Below are 12,934 nucleotides of genomic sequence, written 5' to 3'. Positions count from 1 at the left end.
CATGGGGGCATTTCGACGCCTGATGCGACGGTTCGCCGCGATCAGCCTGCTGGCTGCAATGATCGCAAGCGGGCTGATCGGAGCGCCGCCACAAGCCGCTTTCGCCGAAACCCGGCTCAGCATTGAAGAAGCGCGCGATGTGGCGGGCCGCTTGTTGCAGATGGGCCGCCCCCGCGAGGCGCTGATGCTGGCCGAAGGGCTGCTCAAGGGCCTGCCCAACGATGTTCCCGCGCTTGTTCTCAAAAGCCGCGCGCTGCGCGATCTTGGCCGTTTCAAAGAGGCGGATCAGGCCGCGGCGGCCGCCCGCGCGGCGGCAGGCTCCGACAAGGACCGTTTCTTTGCGGCGCTGGTGACGGCGCAGGCCAAGGCCTCGGGCGGGAAAAACGGGATTGCGCAATACTGGCTGCGCTATGCGGCGCAGGTCGCACCGGACGACGGGCTGCGCGCGGTGGCCGTGCGCGATTTCCGCTTTGTCCGTCGCACGACGCCTTGGCGGCTGAAGCTCAGTTTCTTTGGCGAACCTTCGGACAACATCAACGGTGCCCCCAAGACCAATGAATTCACCTTTGCCGGGCTGACATTTGAAAACCCTGCCGCGGTGCCGTTTTCGGGGCTGCGCTTTGGCGGGGACGTGAATTTCACCTATCGCATCCCGACGGGCGAACGCAGCCGCGTGAATCTTGGCGCTTTTGCCGGGATCGAGCGGGTGCGTTTTTCCAAAGCCGCACGCGAAAAGGTGCCCACCATCAAGGATGCCGACTACAGCCGGGATCGCCTGGGGCTTTCGCTTGGCTACGAGCGGATCGGAGACCAACAGCAATGGCTGGCCAAAAGCGAATTGTCGGTGGCGCGGTTCTGGACGGGCGGCCAATTGTCGTCTGACGCGGTGCGGCTGGACCTGACCTATCAGCGCCGACTCGGCGAGGGTTGGGAAGGCGGGCTGCGGTTCGGCTTTGTGGATGAGACCCGTTATGACTTGGTGTCGCGCAGTTCGCAAAGCACTGAGCTGGGCCTGAATGTAACGCGGCGCTTTGGCCATGGCGCTTTGACGCTGGATCTGGAAACCGCCGAAACGGATTCTGAATCGCGGCTGGTGGCCCGCGAGACCGACCGCGCCGCGCTGCGGTACCAGTTGGGCAAGCCGGTCATGGGAATGTTGCCACGCCTGTCGCTGACCTATGAGGAAGTGCGATACGACTTGTCGCCTTTTGGCTTTTGGGTCGATCCGCGCAGGGACGAAGAATGGGGCGTTTCAGTGGACGTGCTGTTGCCAAAGATGGATTATTTCGGCTTTGCCCCGGAAATCGGGGTTTCCTTCCGCGACAGAAGCTCCAACTATTCGCTGTATGAAACTCAGAGCACCGATTTGCGCGTTGGCCTCAGGTCGGTATTCTGACCGCACATTGCGGCGAGAAGATTTTCAGTGAAAATTTTGCTCCCCGCCTGACCTGATGGGAGAGATTATGGGAACGCGCTATCTGCACACGATGGTTCGGGTGAAGGACCTTGAGGAATCTATGAAGTTTTATGCGCTGCTGGGCCTGAAAGAGACCCGGCGCATGGACAGCGAGGCGGGCCGCTTTTCGCTGATCTTCATGGCGCCCGAGGGGCAGGAAGAATGCCCGGTCGAACTGACCTACAATTGGGACGGCGACGACGGGCTGCCGTCTGATGGTCGGCATTTTGGGCACCTCGCTTATTCGGTGCCGAACATCTACGAGATGTGCCAGCATTTGCAGGACAACGGCGTGGTGATCAACCGCCCGCCGCGCGATGGCCGCATGGCTTTCGTGCGCAGCCCCGACAATATCTCGGTGGAATTGCTCCAGGAAGGCGATGCGCTTGAGCCCGCCGAGCCGTGGCTGTCGATGGAGAACACGGGCCATTGGTAAGGCTTTTCCGGCTATTGGCTTTGCTGTGCTTGCTGCCCGTTGCGGCAGGTGCGCAAAGCCCGTGCCGGTTGGCGCTGCTTTTGGCGCTGGATGTTTCTTCCTCGGTGGATGCCGCGGAATATGCCTTGCAGCGCGATGGCACGGCCGCGGCGCTGACCTCGCCCGATGTGATGCGGGCGATCCTTGAGGGTGGTGGCGGTGCCGTGGCGCTGGGCGCCTATGAATGGAGTGGGCGCAACCAGTCATCGGTGATCCTTGACTGGACGGTGCTGCGCAGCGAGGCGGACATTGAGGCGGCGGCGACGCAGTTACGGCGTTCGCAGCGCTCGTTCACGCGCTTTCCCACCGCATTGGGGTTCGCGCTGGGGTTTGGCGCGACGATGATGGCGCGCGCGCCGCAGTGCGAGCGCCGAACGATCGACGTGTCAGGTGACGGGATCACCAACGACGGTTTCGGACCGGAACTGGCCTATCGGCATTTTCCGTTCGACGGCGTGACGGTAAACGGCTTGGCGGTGCTAGGGGCGGATCGGGATGTTCTGGATCACTACGAGTATTTCGTGCAGCACGGCCCGGGCGCCTTTGTCGAGACATCGGATGGCTACCAAGGTTTTCAGAATGCGATGGAACGCAAGCTGTTCCGCGAGATAGAAGAGCGCATCGTCGGCGGTCTGCCTTTGGAGCAAGAGCCGGGATGAAGGGCGTTCTTTTCCTGCTTTTGGCCATGTGGGCGGCACAGGCGCAGGCCGCGTGCCGACAGGCGTTGGCCCTTGGGCTGGACGTGTCTGGTTCGGTCAATGCGCAGGAGTACCGGCTGCAACTGGATGGGCTCGCGGGTGCTCTGGAAAATCCCGAAGTCGTGGCAGCCTTGCTGGAAATGCCCGATGCACCGGTACGTCTGACGGTCTTCGAGTGGAGCGGCGAATATGCCCAGCGGACCCTGCAGGACTGGGTCGAAGTGACGGACCGCGCGGTTGTGGCCGAGGTGGCGACACGGCTGCGCGGACTGGCCCGGGCTGAGCTTGACCCGTCGACGGCGATTGGATCGGCCAAGGCCCACGGGGCGCGTTTGCTGGCCGGGCAGAGCGACTGTTGGCGGCAAGTGCTTGACCTGTCGGGGGATGGCAAGAACAACACCGGGCCGCGCCCTCAGGACGTGCGACCTTTGGGGGTGACGATCAACGCGCTGATCATCGGCTCGCCAGCGGCCCCCGGGCAGCCAGCGCCGGGCTTGGGGGAATTGGTGGCCTATTTCCGCGCCTATGTGATCGAGGGCGAGCAGGCCTTTGTCGAAACCGCTTTGGGATTTGACGATTTCGAAGCGGCCATGGTGCGCAAGCTTAAACGCGAATTGCAGGTCATGATTCTGTCGCGCCGTTAGAGAAAGGAGCAGGGCCTGCGGCCCTGCGCAGATGTCTCGTCCTTCGCCTTCGGCGGCGTCCTCGGGTTGGCGCACTTGGTTGGCGCAGGACTTTTTCGAGCCGGTCGATTGTTTAGCGGGCCGTTGGGGCTCTGCCCCGCCGCAGCAAGCTGCGACTCCCCGGGATATTTATGGACCGATGAAACCGCGGGTGGGTAAAAAACGGGCGAGGATCAGTTTTTCAGCATCCGGTCAGCTTTTTTTCGCACCAGCACGATCCGCAGGTCGTGCATGGCCAGCAAGAGGGCGTCTGTAACTTCGTCCAGCTGGGTTTCGGTTGCCCGACTTTGCGCCCATTGCGCTGTTAGGTTGAGGTGATCTACGGTGCGGTGGATGTCGTCGATTTCGCGCGTGCCGAGGGTTGTCTTGCGCTCGGCCATCCACTCTGCGATGGCCCGCGCTTCGTCGGTGGTCAGGACGTGGTCACCGTGCGGTTTGATATCGCCCCTGTTCAGGTTGACCACGGCGATCTGGTCCAGTTCGATCCGGCGCTGGCGGTTTTCCGTATCGACGCGAAAGACCATTGCACCGTTGTCACGGATGCGAAAATAGAACTCGGGCAATTCACCGGACATTGGGCACCTTTTTCGTTACGTGAGGCCGTCGCAGAAAGCCGCGATCCGGTTGCAGGCTTCGCGCAGCGCCTCGTCCGACGCGGCATAGCTGACGCGGAAGCAGGGCGACAGCCCAAAGGCCGCGCCGAAGACCACCGCTACGCCCTGTTCTTCGAGCAAGGCGGTGCAGAAGGCTTCGTCATTCTCGATTTTTGCGCCGCCTGCGCTGGTCTTGCCAATGCAGTCCGAAATGTCGGGATAGACGTAGAAAGCGCCTTCGGGTGTAGGGCATGTCACGCCTTTGCAGGCGTTCAGACCGTCGACCACAAGGTTGCGGCGGCGCAGGAAGGCCGCGCCGCGTTCGGCAAGGAATTCTTGCGGGCCGTTCAGGGCCTCGACTGCGGCCCATTGGCTGATCGAACTGGGGTTGGTGGTGCTTTGGCTTTGCAGTTTGCGCATGGCGGCGATCAGATGCTCGGGGCCGCCAGCATAGCCAATGCGCCAGCCGGTCATCGCATAGGCCTTGGACACGCCGTTGACGGTCAGGGTGCGGTCATACAGCTGCGGTTCGACCTGCGCCGGGGTGCAGAATTCAAAGCCATCATAGGCAAGGTGTTCGTACATGTCGTCGGACATCACCCAGACATGCGGGTGGCGTAGCAGGACGTCGGTCAACGCTTTCAGCCCATCGCGGCTATAGCCTGCGCCGGTGGGATTGGAGGGCGAGTTGAAGATAAACCATTTCGTCTTTGGCGTGATCGCCGCCTCCAGTGCCTCGGGGGTGATTTTGTAGCCCATCTGGCGTTCACCGGTGACGATCACCGGCTCACCTCCACCAAGGCGCACGATGTCAGGATAGCTGACCCAATAGGGGGCGGGGATCACCACCTCGTCGCCCGGGTTCAGGGTGGCCAAAAGCGCGTTATACAGCACTTGCTTGCCGCCGGTGCTGACGCTGATCTGCGAGGGCTGGTAGGCCAGCCCGTTTTCGCGAGAGAACTTGGCGCAGATCGCCTGTTTCAGTTCCGGGATGCCATCAGGGGCGGTGTATTTCGTTTTCCCCTCCTGAATTGCCGCAATCGCGGCGGCCTTGATGTTGTCGGGTGTGTCAAAGTCAGGCTCACCGGCGCTGAGCGAAATCACGTCGCGCCCGGTTGCGGCCAATTCGCGCGCAAGCTGGGTGATGGCCACTGTGGGCGAAGGCTGAACGCGCGAAAGCGTGGTCGAGAGGAAGGGCATACGGATCACCGGTTTGTAAATGGCCGCCGTCTGTCTTAGTTTGCGCCAAAGCAGCAATCAAGGCGCTTCACCGCTGTCACGCGGCAAACTCCGCGGGAAGGAAGGACTGGAATGACCGATATGAAAGCCGAGACTGACTGGTATGGGCCGGACGCAGCCACTTTTGGCGACCGTCTTGCCGCTGCTCGCGAAGCAGCCGGGATGACTCAGGAAGTGCTGGCCAGACGCATGGGCGTCAAGCTCAAGACCCTGGAATCCTGGGAGGACGATCTGTCCGAACCGCGGGCCAACAAGCTGTCGATGATCTCGGGGGTGTTGAATGTCTCGATGGTTTGGCTGATCACTGGCGAAGGCGAAGGGGTCAGCACCCCGGATGGGGATGCTCTTTCGCCGGATGTCGTCGCCGTTCTGGGCGAGATTCGGACCATGCGGGCCGGTCTGCAATCGCAGGCAGAAAAACTGGGGCGGCTGGAAAAGTCGCTTCGCAAGCTTTTGAAGGAACAAGGCTGAGATGTTTGAGGATCGCGAAACCCGTAAGAAAAGGTTGGCCATGCGTTCGATGCGGCGAGGAATGAAGGAGATGGATATCCTTCTGATCCGCTACAGCGAGGCAAAGCTGGCCGGGATGAGCGATCCTGAACTGGATGCCTACGAGGCCGTTCTCAGCGAAAACGATCAGGACCTGTATCAGTGGGTTTCTGGACAAGTCCCTGCGCCCAAAGAACATTTCGCGCTTATCGAGGATATCCGCGAGGTTGCTTCGGGCGCAGGCTGACCGGCTCTGTGCAGCAGTCGAAAGAAATACGACGCAAATATCGTTCGCATTTTTCCCATTATCGTCGTCATTTAACCCTATATTGGTTTTTTTCGTTGAGTTTCCGTCTGCAGAAAAACACAGGCGGAGACGGATATGAGTATTCATTCCAAGATGGCGAAACCCGGTGAGCAGGGTTATATGGCCAGTTACCTTGATGCGCTCAGCTTGGTGGAACGTCTCCACCGCTTGCTGCTGGATGTCATCAAGGATGAATTTGAGCGGCTTGGCATCATCGATGTGAACGCGGTGCAGGCTTTGCTGCTGTTCAATATCGGTGACAACGAAGTGACCGCAGGCGAACTCAAGTCGCGCGGCTATTATCAGGGCAGCAACGTCAGCTATAACCTGAAAAAGCTCGTCGAGATGGGCTATATGCACCACCAGCGTTGCGAGATTGACCGCCGCTCGGTGCGCGTGCGTCTGACGCAGCGGGGCCGCGAAATCCGCGACATCGTTACCGAGTTGTTCGGGCGCCATGCGGATGGCCTGCAGTCAAAGAGCGTTCTGAGCATTGACGGCATTGACGAGATCACAAACTCGCTGCGCCGGGTTGAACGTTACTGGACAGACCAGATCCGCTATATTTACTGACCTTTGGGGCCGGATGCTTTGGCCATTCCATGAAATGGCCGATGCAATATCAAGATTTTAGAGCAGTCATGACTGGCCAGAAGGCCCTGTCCTGCTCGACGGCAAAGCAGGCGTTGGGGAAACCGCGCCTCTTTCTCCCCATGACGGACCATCCCTTTGGGAGTTAAAAGTTCCTCATTCCACGGGGATCAGTGAATGGCACAAAAATCAAAACAGACGGCACCGGCGATCAACCCTCTGTTCCCTCTGTCCCCCGTAGCGCTGCGCGCCCTGCTGGCAGGTTTCGCATCACGGTAGATGCTACAGGCACCCGGTTTTGTAACGAGTTCCGCGCCCTGACCATGTCAGGGCGTTTTTACTTCTCAGAGACAAAAATTCTTTGAATATGTGCGCTACCTATGCCCCGCGCCAAAAAGCATCAAATCCCCGATTTCCCACAGGAAAAAATTGACTTGCGCTCTTGGGCTGGTAGCCTGAAAGACAAGCGAAGATAAAATTTCGGTCACGATGGGGGACATTATGCGTATTTTCGGGACACTTGGTTTGGCGGTTGGTTTTGCCCTGACGGGCGGAGCAGCCTTTGCATGGGGTGACATGTACATGGGTGACGCGACCAACGATCCGAACTCGAACTTCCTTATGCACAGCTACAACGCGCCGAACATGTGCCCGGCGGGTCTGCAGCCCGTCACCATGGGTGGAGTGGTCTGCTGCGGTGTGCCCAATGCCGGCCCCTATGTGAACCGCCCCGGCAAGGCCGCTTACAAGCCCAAGCCGGCCTACAAGCCCCGCGCCTATGCGCCGGTGGGTGAAAAGGGTGTTGTTTATCGCTAAATGACTTCAAGGCACGGGGGCTTGCCTCGTGCTCTTGGCATTCCAGGTCAGGCCGCGTATACGCGCGGCCTGATTGCTTATGAGGGCCGAACCGATGCAGGGCAGCGCGAATCTCAATATTATGATGAAAGCGGCGCGCAAAGCGGGCCGTTCTCTGGTCAAGGACTTCCGCGAAGTCGAAAACCTTCAGGTTTCCTTGCGGGGGGCCGGTGATTTTGTCAGCCGGGCTGACATCGCCGCAGAAGAGATCCTGCGAGAAGAATTGATGGGCGCGCGCACCAGCTATGGCTGGCTTGGCGACATCAGCGGAGAAATCGAGGGCGATGACCCGACGCGCCGCTGGATCGTCGATCCTTTGGGCGGCAGCGCGAACTTCCTGCACGGCCTGCCGCATTGGTGCATCTCGATCGCGTTGGAGCATAAGGGGCAGATCGTCTCGGGCGTGGTTTTTGATCCGGCCAAGGATGAAATGTTCTATTCAGAACGCGGTGCCGGGGCATGGCTGAACGATTCCAAACGGATGCGGGTTTCCGGCCGTTCGCGCATGGTTGAGGCGCTTTTTGCGACGGGCGTGCCGCACAGCACCAAACGTACTCTTCCGGCCACGATCAAGGATCTTGCCCGCTTGATGCCGGAATGCGCTGGCGCGCGCCAGTGGGGCGCTTCCGCATTGGATCTGGCCTATGTCGCCGCAGGCCGCTTCGATGGCTATTGGGAGCGCGAGCTGCCCCTGACCAGCGTCGCTGCCGGGTTCCTGATCGCGAAAGAGGCCGGGGCTTTGGTGGAAGGCGTCCGCAAGGATCAAGATCCGCTTGAAGCGGGCGCAATTCTTTGTGCGAACAACCAGATTTTCGATCAGTTCGCCAAGATCATCCGCGAAGCCTGACCTTCGTGCCAGTGCGCAAGGGGTGTTTTCCAGATCATTTGGAACGCGTCACGTTGTGCCACGATCCGAGGGGTGATTGACACCATCGTGCCAGATAACGGGCTCAAAATCCTTCGGCTCGGCGCCTTCAATGGCATATAGGTTGACGCCGTACTCATTCGGGTTCGAGCGGCGCCGATGGTACATATAGATCCCGCAGACCGAGCAGAAATGGTGTTTCGCGGTCTTGGTGCCCCATTCATATAGTGTCAGCTGGTCCGCGCCTTGGATCACCTCGATTCCGTCCAAGGGGGCCGAGACAACCGGGACGCTGCGCCTGCGACAGAAGGAACAGTCGCAGCGGCGGGCGGTGTTGAATCCATCGCTGAGGGTCACGCGCAGTTCGACCGCGCCGCAATGGCAGGTGGCTTTGACCGGAGCGCTCATCGTCTTGGTATCCTTGGAATGCGGGTCGCAGAAATCGCATACTGAGTGCCTGGATGCGGTGGGTGGCCGTCGGTGCGGCTCCAGAACGCGAGGCCGCCCAACCGGCGCCAGAGCGGTACTGTCAGACCCACCCCGATCAGAAAACCGCCGGCATGTGCCCAGTAGGCGACGCCGCCGCCAGCGGCCGCTGTGCCAAAGCCGCCAAAGATCTGCATTGCGAACCATAGGGTCAGAAGGATCCAGGCGGGCAGGGGGATCACGCGGAAAATCACGATCAGGATGACCAGAATATCGACGCGGGCCTTGGGGAAGAGCAGCAGATAGCCTCCCATCACTCCGGCGATGGCGCCCGAAGCGCCCACGGTTGGCACAGGCGAAAGCGGCGCCGAGATGTATTGCGCCAGTCCCGCGCCGATCCCGCAGGCAAGGTAGAAGAGCATATAGCCGACATGGCCCATCTCATCTTCGACGTTGTCCCCGAAGATGAACAAAAACAACATGTTGCCGCCAAGATGCGCCAGCCCGCCGTGCAGGAACATCGAGGTCACGAAGCCGGAAAATCCATAGCCGTCAGACACCATCGCAGGCACCAACGCGTAGGCGCTGTAAAACTGATAAAGCGCGCGTTGGTCGGCGTGCAGGTTCCATGTCGAAAGAAAGATGCCCACGTTGGCCATGATCAGCGCGTAGGTGACATAGGGCACACGGCCCGACGGGTTGTGATCACGAATGGGAAACATGAAGGGAGTTTGCGCCTCCCCGTCGCGGCGTCAAGGCGATGCGCGACGGGGAACAGAGTTTTCTGCGAAAAATCGACCTGGATTGGTTATTGCCCGGCCAAAAGGGCGGCGTTGCCGCCGGCGGCGGTGGTGTCGATGCAGACGTGACGTTCGGCCAGGGCGTGGCCCTTGTCCGGCGCGCCGGTTATCAGTGGCAGGATCACGCCCGAACGCCGTGCCAGCGCTGACCGGTAGGTCTGCGCTGTGCCCTCATCGCCCCACCAAATCACGCCCGAAAAGCCATTCAATTGGCCAAGTGCCTCCGGCGCGAGCGTCTCCGCCACCGCGACCGCGTTCCCGCCAAAGCCCTTGATCGCCTCGGCCTGTGTTTTTGCGGCTTCGGCGCCCGGACCAAGGCACAGCACGGGCGGGCGCTGGAGGGTGCTGTACTGGTTGGCTTCGCCTGTCGGACCCGGCAGTTCCGTCCGAATCTTGGGCGCGGCTGCGTGGGTCTGGGCCAAGGCCTTCTGGATGGCGGCCACGTCGGCCTGTGCCGTTACCGGCGCACCAGCAAGCGGTGCCGGGTGGCTGCGGAAACGATCCAGATACAAAGGCCCGCCCGCTTTGGGGCCTGTACCGGAAAGGCCTTCACCGCCAAAGGGTTGGCTGCCGACGATGGCGCCGATCTGGTTGCGGTTCACATAGATATTTCCGGCATGGACCCGTTCGGTCACGTGTTGTACGCGGTCGTCGATCCGGGTTTGCAGGCCAAAGGTCAGCCCATAGCCGGTCGCGTTGATCGCATCGATGACCTTGTCCAGCCCGGTTGATTTGAAGGTTGCGACATGCAGCACCGGGCCAAAGATTTCGCGCTCAAGATCGTCAATGCCGTCAATCCTGATCAGCGTGGGTGCGACGAAATAGCCCTGATCCGGCGTCGGATAGGTGCGCAGAACGCGGCCTTCGGCCTGCGCGGTGCGAATATGCGCCAGAATGCCGGCGCGGGCCTCTTCATCGATCACCGGGCCAACGTCGGTGGCGACATTCCACGGATTGCCCATGACAAGCGCGTCCATAGCGCCTTGCAGCATCTCAAGGAAGCTTTCGGCGATGTCCTCTTGCACATACAGGCAGCGTAGGGCTGAGCAGCGTTGGCCCGCAGATTGGAAGGCGCTTTCCACGATGGCCTGAACCGCCTGTTCGGGCAAGGCGGTGCTGTCGACGATCATCGCGTTCAACCCGCCGGTTTCGGCGATCAAAGGCGCGCCGGGGGCAAGGTTGGCCGCCATGGCGCGGTGGATGATCTGCGCGGTTTCCGTCGAGCCAGTGAACGCCACGCCATCGACAAGCGCGCAGGCGGTCAGCGCTCCGCCCACGTCGCCTGCGCCGGGTAGACATTGCAGGGCCGTGCGCGGCACGCCAGCCTCGTGAAGCAGTTCGACGGCGCGATGCGCGATGAGCGAGGTCTGCTCGGCCGGTTTGGCAAGCACGGCGTTCCCCGCCGCCAAAGCAGCCGAAACCTGCCCGGTGAAGATCGCGAGCGGGAAGTTCCACGGCGAAATACAAGTGAAGGTGCCGCGCGCCTCGCCGCCTTCGGTCCGGGCCGCGTAGTAGCGCAGGAAATCCACCGCTTCGCGCAGTTCGGCCACGGCATCCAGCAGCAGCTTGCCCGCTTCGCGGTGCAACAGCGCGAAGAGTTCACCGTAGTTTGCCTCATAGAGATCAGCGGCGCGGTTCAGGATTTCTGCGCGCTCAGAGGGCGAGGCACCCCATGGCCGGGCCGCGTTTGCGGCCGCGCTGACGCTCTCCGCCGAGGCCCATGTGATCTGACCGACGATGTCGGCCGGATCGGCGGGGTTCGGGACCGTGGCGTTTGCGCCATGCGGCGCGGGCACGGCGGTGATCGGGGTGCCGGACCAATAATGATTGGCAAATTTCGAGCGTGCGGCTTCAATCGCGCGCAGCGTCGGTCGATCCCGCAGATCGAAGCCTTTGGAATTGGCGCGCTCGGGTGCAAATAGGTTTGGCCCGGTGGTCAGGCCAGAGGCCGCGACCTGCTCAAAGGGATCGGCGGCGACCACCTCGGGGGGGACATCTTCGTCAACGATCTGGTTGACGAAAGACGAGTTCGCGCCGTTCTCCAGCAAGCGGCGCACCAGATAGGCCAGCAGGTCGCGATGGGCGCCGACGGGGGCGTAGATGCGGCAGCGGGTGCCTTCCTTGGCCTTGACCAGCGAATGCAGGGTTTCGCCCATGCCATGCAACCGCTGGAATTCGTACAGCGCCGGGTCCGCGCCCATGTGCAGGATCGCGGCGACGGTATGAGCGTTGTGGGTGGCGAATTGCGGATAGATCCGATCGGTCATGCCCAGCAGTTTGCGGGCGTTGGCGATGTAGGACACATCGGTCGCCGCCTTGGAGGTGAAGACCGGAAACCCGTCGATACCCGCAACCTGAGCACGCTTCACCTCGGTGTCCCAATAAGCGCCTTTGACCAGCCGCACCATGATCTTGCGATCCAGCCGGTTGGCCAGATCGTACAGCCAGTCGATCACATAGCTGGCGCGATGCCCGTAGGCCTGCACCACAACGCCGAACCCGTCCCATCCGGCGAGCGAGGGTTCTGACAACACGTCTTCGATAACGTCCAGAGAGATATCCAGCCGGTCGGCTTCTTCGGCGTCGATGTTCAGGCCAATCCCGGCGCTGCGGGCCAGTTGGCACAGGGTGCGCAGGCGCGGGACGACCTCATCCATCACCGTCTGGTGCTGCAATTCGTCATAGCGCGGATGCAGCGCGGACAGTTTGACTGAAATACCGGGGTTGGTGCGGATGTCATTGCCACGCGCAGCTTCAGAGATGGCCCCGATGGCGCGCGAATACGCCAGATGATAGCGCTTGGCGTCCCCTTCGGTGCGGGCGGCTTCGCCCAGCATGTCATAGCTGTAGGTATAGCCTTTCGCCTCTTGGGCGCTGCCGCGCTTCATCGCCTTTTGAATCGTCTCGCCCAGCACGAATTGCGCGCCCATTTCCTTCATGGCGCGGCCGACGGCGGTACGGATCACCGGCTCGCCCAGCCGTTTGATGGCGCTGCGCAGGTGCTTGACCGGACCGGGGTTGCGTTCGTCCAGCACCTTGCCGGTCAGCATTAGGGCCCATGTTGAGGCATTGACAAGCGGCGAGGTCGAGTGCCCCATATGCTTGCCCCAGTCGGACGGCGCGATCTTGTCCTCGATCAGGGCGTCGATGGTTTCGGCGTCAGGCACGCGCAACAAGGCTTCGGCCAGACACATCAGGGCAATGCCTTCGTCGGTGGAGAGGCCATATTCGGCCAGAAAGACCTCCATCAGCCCTGGGTTCGAAGTGCCGCGAATGTCGCTGACCAATCCGGCGGCTCGGGCGCTGATGGCAGAGCGGTCCTCGGCCGTCAGATCGGCCTGGGCTGCCAGACGCGCGACGGTTTGCGCCTCATTGGCGTAGGTGCCAGCGTCAATACGGGCGCGCAAGGTGTCGGTGTGATCTTGTGGCATGAACTCTCTCCGGATGATTGGACTAT

14 protein-coding genes are annotated in these 12,934 nt (G+C 61.4%); 9 read left to right on the top strand and 5 right to left on the bottom strand.

Going from position 1 to position 12,934, the window contains the following annotated elements; all coding sequences use genetic code 11:
• Position 1: 1 nt before the first annotated feature.
• The 4 genes from ACOYQJ_RS12930 to ACOYQJ_RS12915 all read left to right on the top strand — a co-directional run bounded on the left by ACOYQJ_RS12930 (position 2) and on the right by ACOYQJ_RS12915 (position 3,273).
• Positions 2-1,396 (top strand): surface lipoprotein assembly modifier, encoded by a 1,395-nt coding sequence (locus ACOYQJ_RS12930; protein WP_422906436.1) that lies wholly within the window; start codon positions 2-4, stop codon positions 1,394-1,396.
• Positions 1,397-1,463: 67 nt separating this feature from the next.
• Positions 1,464-1,892: a VOC family protein gene (locus ACOYQJ_RS12925; RefSeq protein WP_422906435.1), complete on the top strand. Its 429-nt coding sequence runs from the start codon at positions 1,464-1,466 to the stop codon at positions 1,890-1,892.
• On the top strand, positions 1,859-2,590 hold the full coding sequence (locus tag ACOYQJ_RS12920) for a DUF1194 domain-containing protein (protein WP_422906434.1): 732 nt from the start codon (positions 1,859-1,861) through the stop codon (positions 2,588-2,590). Before ACOYQJ_RS12925 ends, ACOYQJ_RS12920 begins: the two co-directional genes overlap by 34 nt.
• Positions 2,587-3,273: a DUF1194 domain-containing protein gene (locus ACOYQJ_RS12915; protein ID WP_422906433.1), complete on the top strand. Its 687-nt coding sequence runs from the start codon at positions 2,587-2,589 to the stop codon at positions 3,271-3,273. The genes ACOYQJ_RS12920 and ACOYQJ_RS12915 overlap by 4 nt, the downstream gene beginning before the upstream one ends.
• A 212-nt stretch (positions 3,274-3,485) precedes the next feature.
• On the opposite strand, the gene ACOYQJ_RS12910 is transcribed toward ACOYQJ_RS12915, so the two are convergent.
• Both ACOYQJ_RS12910 and ACOYQJ_RS12905 read right to left on the bottom strand, forming a co-directional pair.
• Positions 3,486-3,887 (bottom strand): hypothetical protein, encoded by a 402-nt coding sequence (locus ACOYQJ_RS12910; protein ID WP_422906432.1) that lies wholly within the window; start codon positions 3,885-3,887, stop codon positions 3,486-3,488.
• A gap of 15 nt (positions 3,888-3,902) precedes the next feature.
• Positions 3,903-5,105, bottom strand: coding sequence for a pyridoxal phosphate-dependent aminotransferase (locus ACOYQJ_RS12905; RefSeq protein ID WP_422906486.1), 1,203 nt, complete (start codon positions 5,103-5,105; stop codon positions 3,903-3,905).
• Between the two features lie 120 nt (positions 5,106-5,225).
• On the opposite strand from ACOYQJ_RS12905, the gene ACOYQJ_RS12900 reads away from it, so the two are divergent.
• The 5 genes from ACOYQJ_RS12900 (at position 5,226) to ACOYQJ_RS12880 (ending at position 8,233) form a co-directional block, all read left to right on the top strand.
• A complete protein-coding gene (locus tag ACOYQJ_RS12900) occupies positions 5,226-5,615 on the top strand; it encodes a helix-turn-helix domain-containing protein (RefSeq protein WP_422906485.1) in 390 nt (129 codons plus the stop codon).
• Position 5,616: 1 nt separating this feature from the next.
• A complete protein-coding gene (locus tag ACOYQJ_RS12895; RefSeq protein ID WP_422906431.1) occupies positions 5,617-5,880 on the top strand; it encodes an FAD assembly factor SdhE in 264 nt (87 codons plus the stop codon).
• Between the two features lie 135 nt (positions 5,881-6,015).
• Positions 6,016-6,513 carry a MarR family winged helix-turn-helix transcriptional regulator gene (locus tag ACOYQJ_RS12890; RefSeq protein ID WP_422906430.1) on the top strand — a complete coding sequence of 166 codons (498 nt, stop codon included), beginning with the start codon at positions 6,016-6,018 and terminating at the stop codon, positions 6,511-6,513.
• Positions 6,514-7,032: 519 nt separating this feature from the next.
• Positions 7,033-7,347 carry a hypothetical protein gene (locus ACOYQJ_RS12885; RefSeq protein WP_422906429.1) on the top strand — a complete coding sequence of 105 codons (315 nt, stop codon included), beginning with the start codon at positions 7,033-7,035 and terminating at the stop codon, positions 7,345-7,347.
• Positions 7,348-7,441: 94 nt separating this feature from the next.
• Positions 7,442-8,233, top strand: a complete 792-nt coding sequence (locus ACOYQJ_RS12880; protein WP_422906428.1) for an inositol monophosphatase family protein — start codon at positions 7,442-7,444, stop codon at positions 8,231-8,233.
• A gap of 48 nt (positions 8,234-8,281) precedes the next feature.
• Here ACOYQJ_RS12880 and ACOYQJ_RS12875 read toward each other — a convergent pair whose 3' ends face one another.
• The 3 genes from ACOYQJ_RS12875 to putA all read right to left on the bottom strand — a co-directional run bounded on the left by ACOYQJ_RS12875 (position 8,282) and on the right by putA (position 12,908).
• Positions 8,282-8,659, bottom strand: coding sequence for a GFA family protein (locus ACOYQJ_RS12875; protein ID WP_422906427.1), 378 nt, complete (start codon positions 8,657-8,659; stop codon positions 8,282-8,284).
• Positions 8,656-9,399, bottom strand: coding sequence for a rhomboid family intramembrane serine protease (locus tag ACOYQJ_RS12870; RefSeq protein ID WP_422906426.1), 744 nt, complete (start codon positions 9,397-9,399; stop codon positions 8,656-8,658). Before ACOYQJ_RS12870 ends, ACOYQJ_RS12875 begins: the two co-directional genes overlap by 4 nt.
• Before the next feature lie 86 nt (positions 9,400-9,485).
• Positions 9,486-12,908, bottom strand: a complete 3,423-nt coding sequence (gene putA / locus ACOYQJ_RS12865) for a bifunctional proline dehydrogenase/L-glutamate gamma-semialdehyde dehydrogenase PutA (protein WP_422906425.1) — start codon at positions 12,906-12,908, stop codon at positions 9,486-9,488.
• Positions 12,909-12,934: the final 26 nt, after the last annotated feature.

It is taken from the genome of Pacificoceanicola algae (assembly GCF_049341065.1).
In the GTDB taxonomy this organism is placed as follows: domain Bacteria; phylum Pseudomonadota; class Alphaproteobacteria; order Rhodobacterales; family Rhodobacteraceae; genus Pacificoceanicola.
Note: the sequence above shows the minus strand (reverse complement) of the source record. Positions and strands in the feature narration are given on the sequence as shown.